Source organism: Streptomyces sp. Pv4-95 (assembly GCF_045782725.1).
GTDB lineage: Bacteria > Actinomycetota > Actinomycetes > Streptomycetales > Streptomycetaceae > Streptomyces.
This window is the reverse complement of record NZ_CP127172.1, coordinates 6934221-6949651: the sequence shown is the minus strand read 5'-3', so window position 1 is coordinate 6949651 and position 15431 is coordinate 6934221. Positions and strand designations below refer to the sequence as shown.

The window sequence follows — 15431 nt, the reverse complement described above, 5'->3', positions numbered from 1 at the left end:
GGGGACCTCGGCGATCCTGGCCGCCGCCGGGCGGCAGGGTCGGCATACCGCGGCCCCGTCGTCCCTCCTCGGCACGGCCAGGCGCGAGCAGCGGCTCGCAGGCGCTTGGAGCGCCCAACTGCGTTCACCCGTAGCCCATTTGACGAGGCGTCTCATACAAGGTGACGCCGGCGCCCCGCGGAACGCCACCGCCCCGGCCTGGACGCCGGGGGACGTCGACCGGGGCAGCGGGCAGCAACCGGCCGTGGGCCGGCCCGGGATCAGGCGGACTTGGCCGGGCGGCCCGCGAGGGCGTCGAGGTCGGCGCGGGTCAGGCCGGTGAGGCGGGCGACCTCGGAGGTGTCGACGGCGCCGCAGTCGAGGCCGCGCAGCAGGTAGCCGCTGAGCGCCTTGGCGGTGGCCGGCTCGTCCATGACGTCGCCGCCGGCCTTGGCCACGTACGCGGCGAGCCGGGCCGCCGCCTGCTCCAGGCCCTCGCGGTAAAAGGCGTAGACCGCGGCGTAACGGGTCGGCAGGTGGCCCGGGTGCATGTCCCAGCCCTGGTAGTACGCGCGGGCCAGCGACCGGCGGACGAGGCCGTGGTGCAGCCGCCAGGCGTCGTGCACCTGGGCCGTCGGGCCGACCGGCAGGACATTGGTCGAGCCGTCCGAGAGGCGGACGCCGGTACCCGCCGCGGCCACCTGCATCACGGCCTTGGCGTGGTCGGCGACGGGGTGGTCGAGCGACTGGTGGGCGGCGCTGACACCGCAGGAGGCGCTGTAGTCGAAGGTGCCGTAGTGCAGGGACGTCGCGCGGCCCTCGGCGGCCTCGATCATGCGGGCCACGGTGGCCCGCCCGTCGGCACCCAGGATCGACTGGGTCGTCTCGATCTGGATCTCGAAGCCGATCCGGCCGCTCTCCAGACCGCGGGCCTTCTCGAAGGCTTCCAACAGCCGCACCATCGCGGTGACCTGCTCGGCGTAGGTCACCTTGGGAAGCGTCAGGACCAGGCCGTCGGGCAGGCCGCCGGCCTCCATCAGGCCGGTGAGGAAGATGTCGAGGGTGCGGATGCCGCGGTCGCGGACGGCGGCTTCCATGCACTTCATCCGGATTCCCATGTACGGAGCGGCGGTGCCGTTCTTGAACGCGGCGGCCACCAGGGCGGCCGCGCGCGCGGCCGCCTCGTCCTCCTCGGCGTCCGGGCGGGGGCCGTAGCCGTCCTCGAAGTCGATGCGCAGGTCCTCGATGGGCTCGCGCTCCAGCTTGGCGCGTACGCGGTCGTGGACGGGCCCCGCGAGCTCGTCGGAGATGCCGAGGACGGCGGCGAGGGCGGCGGCGTCCGGGGCGTGCTCGTCGAGGGCGGCGAGCGCCTGGTCGCCCCAGGAGCGCAGGGTGCCCGCGGTGAAGGCGTCCCCGGGGACGTAGACGGTGTGAACGGGCTGGCGGGTGCCGGGGTCGCCCGGGTAGCGCCGGGCCAGGTCGGCGTCGACCTCGGCGAGAGCGGCTCCGATTCCCTCACGTACGGTGTGCGCAAGGCTCGTTGCCACGGTCTCCTGCTGCCCCATTCGACACCCTCCCGGTGCTCCAGCCCGACGATCGAGCGTTTTTCCGTCTAGCGGAATCAACAATCCGTATAGCGAAGTTAACCGTGTCGAGTGCCGAGGTCAACACCCTCTCCCCCGCAGCGACGCAGGTCACGGGCCCACGGACGGCCTAACTCTGTGGCGCCGGGGGCCTCGGGGCGGTCACACTCGCCCTCATGACATGGATCGCACCACAGATCGACCGCAGGGACCTTCCGACGGCGGCCGCCGAACGGGAGATGTTGCAGGGCTGGCTCGACTGGCACCGCGACACCCTGCTCACCAAGTGCGCCGGGCTCGCCCCGGAGCAGCTGGCCGAGGCGAGCTCCCCGCCGTCCACGCTCACCCTGCTCGGCCTGGTGCGGCACATGACGGACGTCGAGCGCGTCTGGTTCCGGCAGCGCTTCGCCGGTGAGCAGGTCGCCACCCACTACATCACCGACGAGAACGCGGACGCCGATCTCGACGACATCGATCCGGCCGACGCGGAAGCGGCGTTCGCCGCCTTCCGCGCCGAGATCGAGGTGTGCGACGCGGCGGTGGCCGACCGCGGCCTGGACGAGCTCTTCCACAACCCCCACGGCGACCGGAAGCTGAACCTGCGCTGGATCTACGTCCACATGATCGAGGAGTACGCGCGGCACAACGGCCACGCGGATCTGCTACGCGAGCGGATCGACGGCGCGACCGGCGACTAGGGGTCCTGCCCGCCGCTCACCGGTGCCTTTGTGAAGGCCCCTGGGACTGCCGCGGAGCAGGCGTCTCAGGCACGCTCCGCGGCGAACGGCCCGCCGGAGCGGAAGGCGTGCGCAGCGAAGCGCTCACCGATCCGGCGGTGGCTTGCCGCGTCCGGGTGGAGCTGGTCGGGCAGCGGCAGTTCGGCGAAGTCGGCCTCGCCGTAGAGATCACGGCCGTCGAGGTAGGACAGGTTCGGGTCGTCGACCGCCCGCTGCTGCACGATGCGGGTCAATTCGTCCCGGATGACGTTGAGCGTCAGCTTCCCCGCGGCCCGTTCCGCGGGGTCGCCCATCGCCTTGAACTGCAGGCGTCCCGCGCCGAGGTTGCTGAAATCGGGGGCCGCGGGGCCGGGGGTGTCCTCGTGGATGGGACACAGGAGGGGCGAGACGACCAGGAGGGGTGTGCGGGGGTGGCCCTCGCGGATGGTGTCGAGGAAGCCGTGCACCGCCGGGCCGAACGCGCGCAGGCGCATCAGGTCGGAGTTGACGATGTTGATGCCGATCTTGACGCTGATCAGATCCGCCGGGGTGTCGCGAAGCGCGCGGGCGGTGAACGGGTCGAGCAGGGCGCTGCCGCCCAGGCCCAGGTTGGTCAGCTCCACACCGCCGAGGGAGGCGGCCAGCGCCGGCCAGGTCGTGGTGGGGCTCGCGGCGTCGGAGCCGTGGCTGATCGAGCTGCCGTGGTGCAGCCACGTCCTCGCGCCGGCGTCCGGCAGGGGCTCGACGGGGGCGTCCGTGCGCAGCGCGACCAGCTGGGTGATCTCGTTGTGCGGCAGCCAGATCTCGATGTCCTTGACGCGGTCGGAGAGGCCGGTGAACCGGACGGTGCCGACGGGGCCGGGCCGGACTTCCGAGGTCCCCGCGGTCATGTCCACCATCAGCACATTGCCGCCGGGCACACTTGCCTGCCCCGCCGGCCTGCCGTCGACGAGCAGGTCGTAGAGGCCGTCGGGGCGGGGCGGAGCACCCTGGTAGGCGTTCTTGGTGCGCAGGGCGTCCAGTTCCACGGCGGTGGCTCGGGTGCGGAACACCAGCCGTACGCCGGACGGTTGGGCCTCCGCCATGGCCAGCTGCCCGTCGGCGCACTGGGCACGGGCCCGGGCGGGCAGCCGGTGCGGCAGCACACCGTGCTCGGTGCGCTCCAGGTCGAGCGCGCCGCGCAGCAGATCCGCGGTGAGGGGCGTGGTGATCCAGTCCGTCGCGCGGGCCGCCGTGGGGGCTCCGGTGACGTCATCGAGCGGGTCGTTCATGCCGGGCATTCTGCCGGTCGGCCGCCCGGTCCGCCCAATGATTTCCCGGCCCTGGTCGCTGACCGGCCCCCGGCCCGGCCGTGGCGGCGCGACTACCCGGAGGCGCTGATCAGTCGCGTGCTCGCCTGGTCCGAGCAGGACGTATGCGGTCCGGCAGCGCCTTAGGCTGAAGCGTCCGCCATCGAACACCAGGAGGCCCCGTGCCCGTCGTCGTCGCCACCATGAGGACCAAGCCCGGCCGTCGCGAGGACGTTCTCGCGGCGTTTCGACGACACGCGCCCGCCGTGCACGCCGAGCCCGGCTGCCTGCTCTACGCCGCACACTCCGGCGACGACCGGGTCACGATCGTCGAGCACTGGACGGACCAGGCCGCCCTCGACGCCCACTCGGCGGGCCCGGCGATGGCGGCACTCATCGGGGACATCACCGACGCGATGGCCGCGCCGGTGGACGTCGCGGTCCTGGATCCGGTGCCGGCCGGCGACCCCGCGAAGGGCGTACTGGCCAAGGGCTGAGCGGGGCCCTTCGGGAGAGCGGCGAGGGCCCGAAGCCCGAAGACCCGCGAACCACCGGCCCGTTCGCGTGTGGCGGTACAGGCCCGGTGGTGCGCGGGTCTTCAGTGCCTGTGGGCTCGGGTGGGCCCAAGGGGGTCAGCCCTTGCGGGTCTTGACCTCTTCGGTGAGGGTGGGGACGACCTCGAAGAGGTCGCCGACGATGCCGTAGTCGACGAGGTCGAAGATCGGGGCCTCGGCGTCCTTGTTGATGGCGACGATGGTCTTGGAGGTCTGCATACCGGCGCGGTGCTGGATCGCGCCGGAGATGCCGGCGGCGATGTACAGCTGCGGCGAGACGGACTTGCCGGTCTGGCCGACCTGGTTGGTGTGCGGGTACCAGCCGGCGTCGACCGCGGCGCGCGAGGCACCGACGGCCGCGCCGAGGGAGTCGGCGAGGGCCTCGATGACGGGGAAGTTCTCCGCGCCGTTGACGCCGCGGCCACCGGAGACCACGATCGCGGCCTCGGTCAGCTCCGGACGCCCGGTCGACTCACGCGGCGTACGCGAGACGACCTTCGTGCCCTTGGAGGCGTCGGCGATGTTCACCGTGAGCTGCTCGACCGTGCCCGCGGCCGGGGCGGCCTCGGGAGCGGCGGAGTTCGGCTTGACGGTGATGACCGGGGTGCCCTTGGTGATGCGGGACTTGGTGGTGAAGGACGCCGCGAACACCGACTGCGTCGCCACCGGACCCTCATCGGAGTTCTCCAGGTCGACGGCGTCGGTGATGATGCCCGAGCCGATCCTCAGCGCCAGACGGGCCGCGATCTCCTTGCCCTCGGCGGAGGACGGCAGCAGCACCGCGGCCGGTGAGACGGCCTCATAGGCGGCCTGCAGCGCATCGACCTTGGGGGCGACGAGGTAGTCGGTGAACTCCGGAGCGTCGGCGGCCAGCACCTTGACCGCACCGTGCTCGCCGAGCACGCCTGCGGCGGCATCCGCGCCGGCACCCAGGTGCACGGCCACCGGGTCACCGATCCGGCGGGCCAGGGTCAGCAGTTCGAGGGTGGGCTTGCGGACGGCGCCGTCCACGTGGTCGACAAAGACAAGGACTTCAGCCATGAGATGACTCCTGCGGGAAGAGATGAGGAAGGTTGAGGGGGCCGTCGGGGCTTAGATGAACTTCTGGCCCGCGAGGTACTCGGCGAGCTGCTTGCCGCCCTCGCCCTCGTCCTTGACGATCGTGCCGGCGGTGCGGGCCGGACGCTCGGCCGCGTCCTCGACCTTGCTCCAGGCACCCTCGAGACCGACCTCGTCCGCCTCGATCTCCAGGTCCTCCAGATCCAAGGACTCCACCGGCTTCTTCTTCGCCGCCATGATGCCCTTGAAGGACGGGTAGCGCGCCTCACCGGACTGGTCGGTGACCGACACCACCGCGGGCAGCGCGGCCTGAAGCTGCTCGCTGGCGGTGTCACCGTCACGGCGGCCGGTCACCGTGCCGTCGGCGACGGCGACCTCGGAGAGCTGGGTGACCTGCGGGACGTTCAGCCGCTCGGCCAGCAGCGCGGGCAGGACGCCCATCGTGCCGTCGGTGGAGGCCATTCCGCACACGACGAGGTCGTAGCCGGTCTTCTCGATGGCCTTGGCCAGCACGAGGGAGGTGCCCAGGACGTCGGTGCCGTGCAGGTCGTCGTCCTCGACGTGGACGGCCTTGTCGGCACCCATCGACAGAGCCTTGCGCAGCGCGTCGTTTGCGTCCTCGGGACCGACGGTCAACACCGTGATCTCCGCGTCGTCAGCGGCTTCCTTGATCTGCAAGGCCTGCTCGACGGCGTACTCGTCGAGCTCCGAGAGGAGGCCGTCCACGTCGTCGCGGTCGACGGTCAGGTCCTCGGCGAAGTGCCGGTCGCCGGTGGCGTCGGGCACGTACTTCACACAGACAACGATCCTCAAGCTCACGCCGACTCTCCTACCTGCTTCGTCTCTTCTGAACTGCCTTTGTGCTGGCAGCATAGGCGCCTGTTGGGGCGGCTCCCGGTCGGAGGCGGTTCCCCACGCCGACCGTCATATTACTCGCCAGTACATACAGTCTCGTGCCCCGAATCAAGGCCGCCGAACTGTGACCTTGCCAACGACCCCGACCCGGTGACGACGAAGCGGAACGGGAACCTCTCAGTCCCGCAGCGCGTTGAAGCGGCCCTGGTGGTAAAGCAGCGGCCGGCCGGGCCCCGCAGGGTCGCCGAGGGTGGGCTGTGCGAGCACGATGCGGTGATCACCTGCCGGCACCCGCGCGACGACCTTGCACACCAGCCAGGCCAGCACGCCGTCGAGGAGGGGCACCCCTTCGGGGCCGGAGCGCCAGGAGGTGGCGGGGCCGAACCGGTCCGCCCCGCTGCGCGCGAAGGTGGCCGCAAGATCCTGCTGGTGCTCGCCGAGTATGTGGACGCCGACGTACTCGGCCTCGGCGACCACGGGCCAGCTGGAGGAGCCGGTACCGATGCCGAAGGAGAGCAGCGGCGGCTCGGCGGCGACGGAGGTGAGCGAGGTGGCGGTGAAGCCCACCGGCCGGGAGCCGTGCGCGGTGATCACCGCGACGCCCGCGGCATGCTGCCGGAAGACGGAGCGCAGAAGTTCGGGGGTGGCGGTGCGAGGCGTGCCGAGGTCGGGCGAGGCCGTCATGGAGTTGTCCTTCTGAGGTGGTGTACGAACCCGAGCGGAGCCGCCGACAGCAGTGCAGCTACCGGCAGCGCTGATGTCGTCGCTGCTCACACGCTCGGACAGCGCGCGCTGGCGGTCCGCAGAAGGTCCACGTGCGCGCGTCCGTACAGAAGGATTACTGGCCGCATCACGTCAGAGTGACGATGTGTGACCCACAGCGTCAAGTGGCGCCCAGCATCTGGGAGATCAATCACGGACAGCAGCGCCCAGAGCGGCGATGACGTCGGCTTTTCGCGGCTGGCCGGAGGCCCGGCGCACCACCGCGCCGTCCGCGTCGAGCACCAGAACCGTCGGGGTGGCCCGGACGTTCAGCGTCCGCACGAGGTCCAGGTGGGCCTCCGCGTCGATCTCGACATGTGCCACCCCCTCGACCATGTCGGCGACCTCCGTGAGCGTGCGCCGGGTCGCCCGGCAGGGCTGACAGAAGGCGCTGGAGAACTGCACGAGGGTGGCGCGCTCGCCGAGTGCCGTGCCGATCTCCGCGGCGCCCAGCCGCTCGTCCGCATCTCGCGCTTGCACCGTCGGTCTCCCTCTCCCACTTGCTTCTTGCCGCTCGTCATGGCCGCGGCCGTCCTCTGCCTCTCCCCGCGTCACGCGCGAGAGGCACCGTACGTCCGGCCGTCGCCGGGTGCAGCACCCGGCGGACCGTAATGATTCCCGGCCGGGCCGTCTCCCTGTCGCACCGGGACCGTCCGGGATACCGTCAGCGGCGGCAGGGACGCGGAGGGCATGGGCCCTCACGTGACGAGAATCTCCCGGCCTCAGCGGCTCACGCGGTAGCCGCCGGGGCCGTCATCGGGCACGATCTCCCGAAGGCCGCACACTTACGGCTGCGTAGGTTTCCGCCGGGAGAACCCTCCCCAGGCACAGAGAAGGGGTCCCCCGATATGGCAGAGCTCGTCTATCCCCCGGTGATCGGTGCGGCCCGCACCGTCTTCAAGTCGCTCGACCTGAAGTTCGACATCGCCGGAGCGGAGAACATCCCGCGCCGCGGCGGCGCGGTGCTGGTGAGCAATCACATCGGTTACCTGGACTTCGTCTTCTGCGGTCTGGCGGCGCGACCGGCCAAGCGGCTGGTGCGTTTCATGGCGAAAGAATCGGTTTTTCGGCACAAGGTGTCGGGGCCGTTGATGCGGGCCATGAAGCACATCCCGGTGGACCGCGCGCAAGGCATGCACGCCTACAAGCACGCCCTGTCCGCCCTGCGTTCGGGCGAGATCATCGGGGTCTTCCCCGAGGCGACGATCTCGGAGTCCTTCACGCTGAAGAACTTCAAGTCCGGTGCGGCGCGGCTGGCGCAGGAGGCCGGTGTGCCGCTGCTGCCGATGGCGCTGTGGGGCACCCAGCGGCTGTGGACCAAGGGCCACAAGCGCGACCTGGGCCGCAACCACTTCCCGATCACGATTCGGGTGGGCGAGCCGATGGAGGCCGATCCGGCCGAGCAGGCCGAGAAGGTCACCGACCGGCTGCGCGCCCGGGTGCAGGACCTGGTCGAGGCGGCGCAGCGCGCCTACCCCGTACGCCCCAGGGGCCCCGAGGACACCTGGTGGGTCCCGGCTCACCTCGGTGGCACCGCACCTGCCGCTCCCGGAAGCACCGTCTGACGGCACACCAGCCCCTCACCCTCTCCCGGCCCAGGATCCGCCTCAACAGCGCTCCTGGGCCGAGGTGTTTCCGCCGCCGAGCCGCGGGAGTGCCCGCCACCGGCCGGGTCCGCTACCGGCCCTGCCCGGTGTCCGGGTCACCGGTGCCGGACGTCGCCGATCTCGATCCGCGCCTCGGGGCACGCCTTGTGCAGCGCCTCGGCGAGTTCCGCGCCCGCGGTCTCCAGCTCCGCCGTCGTCACGGGGTCCATCCCCTCCAGCAGGAACAGCGCGTTCACGGACTGCTCGGTCAGGCGGGTGCGCACACCCTGCCGCCAGTTCCAGCGGCGGCAGGTGACCCCCTCGTCGTCGCACCAGACGACCTCGCCGGGCTCCGGGTGCTCGACGACTTCCGCACCGCCCGCCGCGGTCACGAACGGCTCCTCGCCGGTGGCACGCACCAGCCTCATGCCGCCCTGGATGCGGTCCAGGTCCTCGCCGCCGACCGGCAGCAGGTGGGCGACGCTGATGGCGTTGTAGACGTCGACCAGGCGGTTGATGCGCGGCAGGCCGCCGTCCGCGAGGGCTCGCTTGGCCAGCGCCTCGGCGGAGTTTCGGGTGCGCGAGGGCTTGCAGCCGAAGGCGGTGTACGCGGCGCGCCAGGCGGCGATGTGCGGGGCTTCCTGGGGCGGCCGGCCGCCGAGGCGCTCCACCAGGCGGCGCCCGGCCTCGTCCAGCAGCGCCGAACCGGCCGCGTCGCTGGGCCCGTTGGTCAGACCGTGCGCTTCGAGGGGGAGATAGGCGAAGCCGGGGGCGAGGGCGTGGACCTCGTCGGAGACGTGCAGGGGGCGGGACATCGGGGCATTCCTCAGAAATCGGTGGGGAGCGTCTGCTGGAGACGTGGCCCGTCGGCGGCCTCCTGGAGGCATTGGAGCACGGCAGGGTGTGGTTCAGCAAACAGGACTGGATAGTCCACTTCATTGAACTCCGGCCGCACCGGAAAGGCCAGCTGCTCGCGGTCGATGCGGAACTGCGCGTCGACGCCGGGCTTGTTGCCCCGCGGATCCTGACGCGCCCAGCGCTCCCCGGGGAGCTTGAGCGCGATCAGCCCGTGCAGGACATCGAACTTCTGGTAGCAGAGCGCCGCGGGGATGCCTTCCGCGCGCAGCAGGGCGGCCAGCGCATGCGCTTTGGCGTAGCAGATGCCGGTGCGCTGGGCGAGGACGTCCGAGGCGCGCCAGGTGACGCGCGGATCGGCCGCGTCCATGGAGTGCGGGATGACATCGCGGACGAAGGTGAAGGCGGCTTCGGCGTATGTGTATGCATCGGGGGCGTCGGCGCGCAGCGAGTCCGCCGTCTTCCGGACGAGCGGATGGTCATGGTCGATGACGTCACAGCGCGCCAAGTAGGCCGTGAGTCCGGGGGTGTTCTGGATCAGCTCCATGGCCCGGGAGCGTAGCGATGCGCCCGACCGGATGCCAATGAATATCCGGTCGAACGCATAGCCATTCAATCTACGGTGGGGGTCCGCCTCGACTATCGGGCGATCTCCTCGCGCAGGGCCTCCAGGAATCCGTCGACGTCCTCCTCGGCGGTGTCGTACGCGCACATCCAGCGCACATCGCCGGCCCGCTCGTCCCAGAAGTAGAAGCGGTAGCGCTTCTGCAGCCGCTCGCTGACGTCGTGCGGGAGCCGCGCGAACACCGCGTTGGACTGCACCGGATAGAGGATCTCGACGCCGTCGATCTCCCGGACCCCGGCGGCCAGCCGCTGCGCCATGGTGTTGGCGTGCCGGGCGTTGCGCAGCCACAGGTCGCGGGCGAGCAGCGCCTCCAACTGCACCGAGACGAAGCGCATCTTGGACGCCAGCTGCATGGACAGCTTCCGCAGGTGCTTCATCGCGCGCACCGCGTCGGGGTTGACGACCACCACGGCCTCGCCGAAGAGCGCGCCGTTCTTCGTGCCCCCGTAGGAGAGGATGTCGACGCCGACGGCGTTGGTGAAGGCCCGCATCGGGACATCCAGCGACGCCGCGGCGTTGGCTATCCGCGCGCCGTCGAGGTGCACCAGCATGTTGCGCTCATGGGCGTGTTCGCAGATCGCCCGGACCTCGTCCGGGGTGTAGACGGTGCCCAGCTCGGTGCTCTGGGTGATCGAGACGACCTGCGGCATGGCGCGGTGCTCGTCGTCCCAGCCGTGCGCCTCACGGTCGATCAGGTCAGGCGTGAGCTTGCCGTCCTCGGTCGGGACGGTGAGCAGCTTCAGGCCGCCGACCCGCTCGGGAGCACCGCACTCGTCGACGTGGATGTGCGCGCTGTCGGCTGCGATCACCGCGCCCCAGCGGTCGGTCACGGCCTGCAGCGCCACCACGTTGGCGCCGGTGCCGTTGAACACCGGGAACGCCTGGGCGCTCTGCCCGAAGTGGCTGCGGATGACGCGCTGGAGGTGCTCGGTGTAGTCGTCCTCGCCGTAGGCGACCTGGTGGCCGCCGTTGGCGAGGGCGATGGCCGCGAGGATCTCCGGGTGCGCACCCGCGTAGTTGTCGCTGGCGAAGCCGCGTACCCGGTTGTCGTGGTGCTGCCGGGCGTCGGTCTTCTCTCCGGTCACGGCTCGGGGGTCAGCCACAGACGCTTTCCATTCACTTCCTGGGCGGGCCGGCTCCAGACCCCGGCGATGGCCTCGGCCAGCTCGGTGACATCGGTGAAGCCCGCGAACTTTGCGTTCGGTCGCTCGGCGCGCATCTGATCGTTGACGAGCGCCTTGACGATCAGGATGGCAGCCGCGGCACGCGGCCCGGCCTCGCCCCCCGACTTGCGGAACGCGTCTCCCAGGGCGAGCGTCCAGGCCTCGGCCGCGGCCTTGGAGGAGGCGTAGGCGGCGTTGCCCGCGGTGGGCTTGCTCGCGCCGGCCGCGCTGGTCAGCAGGAAGCGGCCGTTGCCGCTGCGTTCGAGGGCTTCGTGGAACGCGAGCGAGGTGTGCTGGACGGTACGGACCAGGAGCTTGTGCAGCAGGTCCCAGTCCGACAGGTCGGTCTCGCCGAAGGTCGCGGAACCACGCCAGCCGCCGACGAGATGCACCAGACCGTCGATCCGGCCGAATTCCTTCTCGGTGCGGTTCGCCCATTCGCGGGTCTGCTCCAGGTCGAGAAGGTCGACCGTGTCACCGATGACGGTCGCCCCGCCGTGCGCGTAGCGAGCCGCGTCCACGGCATCCGCGAGGCGCTCGGGGTTGGAGTCCGAGCCGACGACGATCGCGCCCGCCTCGGCCAGTCGCAGCAGCGTGGCCCGGCCGGCCGGTCCTGCCGCTCCGGCCACCGCGACGACGGCGCCCTCCAGTGGCCCCTGTCCGCCCGTCGAAGTTGTCATCTCCGTCGCCTCCCTCTGCTCCTGCTGTTCCTGGACGGCCGTCCGGCCGGTGTCCCGGTCGGTACTCACGCCGCCGCCAACGCGTCGCTGTCGGCCGTGATGCCCTTGGTCGAAGCGATCACCGAACGCAGCTTCTTGCGCAGCGCCTCATAGAACATACTCAGCGGGAACTCGTCCGGGAGGACGTCGTCCACGAGTTTGCGGGGCGGCTGGTCCAGGTCGAGAGCGTCGGGCCCCTTGGCCCAGACCGAGCCCGGGTGCGGTGCGAGGTAGGTCGAGACGAGGTCGTACGCGGCGAACCAGTGGACCAGCTTCGGCCGGTCGATGCCGTCGCGGTAGAGCTGCTCGATCTCGCCGCACAGCTGATTGGTGACCTTGGGCGCGCGCTCCCAGTCGATGTGCAGTGTGTTGTCCGTCCAGCGTACGACGTCGTGCTTGTGCAGGTAGGCGAAGAGCAGCTGCCCACCGAGGCCGTCGTAGTTGCGCACCCGGTCGCCGGTGACGGGGAAGCGGAACATCCGGTCGAAGATCACCGCGAACTGCACGTCACGCGCCTGGGAGTACCCCTCGGCCTCCAGCTTCACCGCCTCCCTGAAGGCGGTGAGGTCGCAGCGCAGCTCCTCCAGGCCGTACATCCAGAACGGCTGGCGCTGCTTGATCATGAAGGGGTCGAACGGCAGGTCGCCGTGGCTGTGGGTGCGGTCGTGGACCATGTCCCACAGGACGAACGCCTGCTGGCAGCGGTCCTGGTCGCCGAGCATCTCGCGGACGTCCTGCGGCAGTTCCACGCCGAGCGTCTCGACGGCGGCCTCGCTGACCCGGCGGAAGCGCGCGGCCTCGCGGTCGCAGAAGATGCCGCCCCAGGTGAAGCGCTCGGGGGCCTCGCGGACGGCGATGGTCTCCGGGAAGAGCACCGCGGAGTTGGTGTCGTAGCCGGCGGTGAAGTCCTCGAAGCTGATGCCGCAGAACAGCGGGTTGTCGTAGCGCGTGCGCTCCAGCTCGGCGAGCCAGTCGGGCCAGACCATCCGGAGCACGACGGCCTCGAAGTTGCGGTCGGGGTTGCCGTTCTGCGTGTACATCGGGAACAGGACGAGGTGCTGGAGGCCGTCGGCGCGCTGCTGGGCGGGCTGGAAGGCGAGCAGCGAGTCGAGGAAGTCCGGCACCCCGAAGCCGTCGTCGGCCCAGCGGCGCAGATCGACGGTGAGCGCCTGGTGGTAGGCCGCGTCGTGCGGCAGCAGCGGGGCGAGCTGCTCGACGGCGGCTATCGCACGGTCCACCTCACGACGGACGTCGTCGGCAGCCGGCGCGCCCTCGGCCGCGAGGTCGATCGAGCCGTCCTTGGACTGCCAGGGACGGATGGTCTCGACCGCATCCTTGAGCGCGGGCCAGGCCGGGTGCTCGACGACGCGGGCCGCGGTGCCCCCCGGGACACCCACAGGCGAAAGAATTTCCGTCATGACTGCCCTCCGGCGGTAGATCGTGTTGTCAGCTCACGGTAACCAACAAAGGATCGCCCGCTCAAGTGGAGGCGGTGAAAATTATTCTGTGGACACCCCCCGGTCACGCACATTTTTCCTGTGACGAGAGGTCCGGGCGACGCTTTCTGCCAGTGACGCCAAGGCTTCCCGCGCTTCCTCCAGCGCATGTGGCAGGGCCATGAAGCCGTGAAACATCCCGGGGTGGTGCCCCTCGGTCACCCGCACCCCGGCGCTCCGCAGGCGCGTGGCGTATCCCACACCCTCGTCGCACAGCGGATCGCAGCCCGCGGTGATCACATGCGCGGGCGGCAGGCCCGCCGGCTCCGCCCGCGAAGCGCAGACGTACGGATCGCTCCGGTCGGTGTCCGGGCCGAGGTAGCAGTCCCAGAACCACCGCAGATGGGACGCGGTCAGGTAGTAGCCGGTGGCGTTGGCGGCGTACGAGGGGGTGTCGGCGGCGGGGTCCAGCATCGGGTAGACGAGCAGTTGCAGGGCCAGGGGCGGACCGCCCCGGTCGCGGGCGCGCAACGCGGTGCCGGCAGCCAGCCCGCCGCCGGCGCTGTCCCCCGCGACGACCAGGGCGGCCGGATCGTCCCCCAGGTCGGCGACGTGCGCCGCGGCCCACCGCAGCGCCGCGTAGGCGTCCTCGGCCGCCGCCGGATACCGCGCCTCGGGCGCCCGCCGGTATCCCACGGAGACGACCACCGCGCCGGACTCCCGGCACAGCGCCCGGCAGGTGCTGTCGTGGGTGTCCAGGCCGCAGAGCACATAGCCGCCGCCGTGGAAGAAGACCACGGTGGGCCGCGGCCCGCGCGCCCCCGCCGGGCGGTAGACGCGTACGGGCAGCGGGGGCGCGCCCGCGGGGCCCGGGACCGTCCGGTCCCGGACGGAGACGACGCCGGGCGGGGGCCGGTCGCCGACGGGTGCCGCGGCGAGGATCCGGCGGGCCTCCCCGGCGTCGGTGACGGCGCCGCCCAGGTCCGGGAAGACGGCGCTCATCGCGTCGGCGTAGGGGCGGGCGTGCGGGGCGAGCCGGTCGGGCGCCGGCTTCACGTCCGGTCCCCGGTAGCCAGGTCCGCGGTGCGCCGACCGTCCGTGGCGAAGTGCGGGATCACCTTTTCACCCCACTGGCGGATGGTCTCCAGACACGCCTCCTGGGGGACCGTGCCCATCTGGATCAGACACATGACCTCGTCGGCACCGGCGGCCCGCAGCCGCTCCACGTAGGCGATGGCATCGTCGGCCGTGCCGTAGGCGTGGTCGGCGTGGAAGGTGGCGGTGGACGTCGGGCGGACGGGGATGCGCTGTTCGTTCAGCCGGGCCACGACCTGCTCGGCGGCCTGCCTCAGCTCGGCCGCGGCCTGCTCGGAGCCCGCGCCCTCCACCACGGCCTCGTCCGGCAGCCCCGCGCCCCCGTACCAGTGGCCGATGGACTGGGCGAAGAAGCGCTGGCCGCGCAGGCCGACGGCGCGCGCCCGCTCGCGGTCGTCGAGCACGATGGTCGGGCACAGCACGGAGAAGTGGTCGTTGATCTCGGTGGAGACCAGCCGGTCACCGCGCCGCTCGGCACGTGCGGCGTCGTACGCCGTGCGCATCCCGGCGATGGCCTCCGGCCCGGCGAAGCCCATGACGAGCGCGCCGATACCCAGTTCGGCGGCCTGCCGCAGGGTCTCGGTGCGGCTGCACGCGAGGAACAGCGGCGGGTGCGGGGTCTGCCGTGGCCGGGGCAGGATCGGGTGCGGCGGGATGTCGATCAACTCCCCGTGGTACTCCAGCTCTTCGTGCTGCCACGCCTTGCCGATGATGCGCAGCGCCTCCTCCACCTCCTGGGCCGTGCGGTCCCGGTCGACGCCGCACAGCGAGGTCTCCTGCTCGGTCCCGCCGCGGCCGGCGCCGAGGTCGAGCCGGCCGCCGGAGAGGAGATCGAGCGTGGCCGCGCGCTCGGCGACCCGCGCCGGGTGGTTGAAGGCGAACGGCATGCAGACCACGCCGTGCCCGACGCGGATGGTGCTGGTCCGGGCCGCCACCCAGGTCAGAAAGATCTCCGGGGCACTCATGTGCGCGTACCACTTCAGGGAGTGGTGCTCGACGGCCCAGACGCGGTCGAAGCCCATCCGCTCGGCCAGGACGGCCTGTTCGACGCTGTCGTGGAAGAGCTGGTGCTCGCGCTCGGCCGTCGGATCGGCCAGCTGCGCCTCGAAGATGATGGAGAACTTCATTCCGCCTCCCGGGGGTTGCGTTCCGGCG

16 protein-coding genes are annotated in these 15431 nt (G+C 71.3%); 3 read left to right on the top strand and 13 right to left on the bottom strand.

The annotated features are described in order from the left end of the window. Positions 1 to 260 precede the first annotated feature (260 nt). Positions 261 to 1544 (bottom strand): DUF6986 family protein, encoded by a 1284-nt coding sequence (locus tag QOM21_RS30515; protein ID WP_407554227.1) that lies wholly within the window; start codon positions 1542 to 1544, stop codon positions 261 to 263. Between the two features lie 194 nt (positions 1545 to 1738). On the opposite strand from QOM21_RS30515, the gene QOM21_RS30510 reads away from it, so the two are divergent. After that, positions 1739 to 2260, top strand: coding sequence for a DinB family protein (locus QOM21_RS30510; protein WP_407554226.1), 522 nt, complete (start codon positions 1739 to 1741; stop codon positions 2258 to 2260). 65 nt (positions 2261 to 2325) lie between these two features. Here QOM21_RS30510 and QOM21_RS30505 read toward each other — a convergent pair whose 3' ends face one another. After that, positions 2326 to 3549, bottom strand: coding sequence for a GDSL-type esterase/lipase family protein (locus QOM21_RS30505; protein WP_407554225.1), 1224 nt, complete (start codon positions 3547 to 3549; stop codon positions 2326 to 2328). A 200-nt stretch (positions 3550 to 3749) separates the two neighbouring features. Here QOM21_RS30505 and QOM21_RS30500 point away from each other — a divergent pair, with 200 nt between their 5' ends. Then, positions 3750 to 4064: a putative quinol monooxygenase gene (locus QOM21_RS30500; RefSeq protein WP_407554224.1), complete on the top strand. Its 315-nt coding sequence runs from the start codon at positions 3750 to 3752 to the stop codon at positions 4062 to 4064. Positions 4065 to 4199: 135 nt separating this feature from the next. Here the strand turns inward: QOM21_RS30500 and QOM21_RS30495 are convergent, their stop codons facing one another. The 4 genes from QOM21_RS30495 to QOM21_RS30480 all read right to left on the bottom strand — a co-directional run bounded on the left by QOM21_RS30495 (position 4200) and on the right by QOM21_RS30480 (position 7277). After that, positions 4200 to 5162, bottom strand: coding sequence for an electron transfer flavoprotein subunit alpha/FixB family protein (locus QOM21_RS30495; protein WP_407554223.1), 963 nt, complete (start codon positions 5160 to 5162; stop codon positions 4200 to 4202). Between the two features lie 51 nt (positions 5163 to 5213). Further along, complete coding sequence (locus tag QOM21_RS30490; RefSeq protein WP_407554222.1) at positions 5214 to 5999, bottom strand: electron transfer flavoprotein subunit beta/FixA family protein; 786 nt, start codon at positions 5997 to 5999, stop codon at positions 5214 to 5216. Positions 6000 to 6212: 213 nt separating this feature from the next. Further along, complete coding sequence (locus tag QOM21_RS30485) at positions 6213 to 6719, bottom strand: flavin reductase family protein (RefSeq protein WP_407554221.1); 507 nt, start codon at positions 6717 to 6719, stop codon at positions 6213 to 6215. Positions 6720 to 6944: 225 nt separating this feature from the next. Beyond that, positions 6945 to 7277: a thioredoxin family protein gene (locus QOM21_RS30480; protein WP_407554220.1), complete on the bottom strand. Its 333-nt coding sequence runs from the start codon at positions 7275 to 7277 to the stop codon at positions 6945 to 6947. A gap of 368 nt (positions 7278 to 7645) precedes the next feature. On the opposite strand from QOM21_RS30480, the gene QOM21_RS30475 reads away from it, so the two are divergent. Beyond that, on the top strand, positions 7646 to 8362 hold the full coding sequence (locus QOM21_RS30475) for a lysophospholipid acyltransferase family protein (protein WP_407554219.1): 717 nt from the start codon (positions 7646 to 7648) through the stop codon (positions 8360 to 8362). Between the two features lie 137 nt (positions 8363 to 8499). On the opposite strand, the gene QOM21_RS30470 is transcribed toward QOM21_RS30475, so the two are convergent. The 7 genes from QOM21_RS30470 to QOM21_RS30440 all read right to left on the bottom strand — a co-directional run bounded on the left by QOM21_RS30470 (position 8500) and on the right by QOM21_RS30440 (position 15403). Next, the gene (locus tag QOM21_RS30470) at positions 8500 to 9198 is read right to left on the bottom strand and encodes a B3/4 domain-containing protein (protein WP_407554218.1); all 699 of its coding nucleotides are present in this window, start codon (positions 9196 to 9198) and stop codon (positions 8500 to 8502) included. A gap of 11 nt (positions 9199 to 9209) precedes the next feature. Beyond that, complete coding sequence (locus tag QOM21_RS30465) at positions 9210 to 9785, bottom strand: transglutaminase domain-containing protein (protein ID WP_407554217.1); 576 nt, start codon at positions 9783 to 9785, stop codon at positions 9210 to 9212. A 92-nt stretch (positions 9786 to 9877) separates the two neighbouring features. Continuing rightward, positions 9878 to 10966, bottom strand: a complete 1089-nt coding sequence (locus tag QOM21_RS30460) for a threonine aldolase family protein (protein ID WP_407554216.1) — start codon at positions 10964 to 10966, stop codon at positions 9878 to 9880. Beyond that, positions 10945 to 11706, bottom strand: a complete 762-nt coding sequence (locus QOM21_RS30455; protein ID WP_407554215.1) for an SDR family NAD(P)-dependent oxidoreductase — start codon at positions 11704 to 11706, stop codon at positions 10945 to 10947. Before QOM21_RS30455 ends, QOM21_RS30460 begins: the two co-directional genes overlap by 22 nt. A 65-nt stretch (positions 11707 to 11771) precedes the next feature. Further along, positions 11772 to 13163, bottom strand: coding sequence for a DUF6421 family protein (locus tag QOM21_RS30450; RefSeq protein WP_407554214.1), 1392 nt, complete (start codon positions 13161 to 13163; stop codon positions 11772 to 11774). Positions 13164 to 13244: 81 nt separating this feature from the next. Next, a complete protein-coding gene (locus QOM21_RS30445) occupies positions 13245 to 14237 on the bottom strand; it encodes an alpha/beta hydrolase (protein WP_407554213.1) in 993 nt (330 codons plus the stop codon). Beyond that, a complete protein-coding gene (locus QOM21_RS30440) occupies positions 14234 to 15403 on the bottom strand; it encodes an LLM class flavin-dependent oxidoreductase (RefSeq protein WP_407554212.1) in 1170 nt (389 codons plus the stop codon). Before QOM21_RS30440 ends, QOM21_RS30445 begins: the two co-directional genes overlap by 4 nt. Positions 15404 to 15431 lie beyond the last annotated feature (28 nt).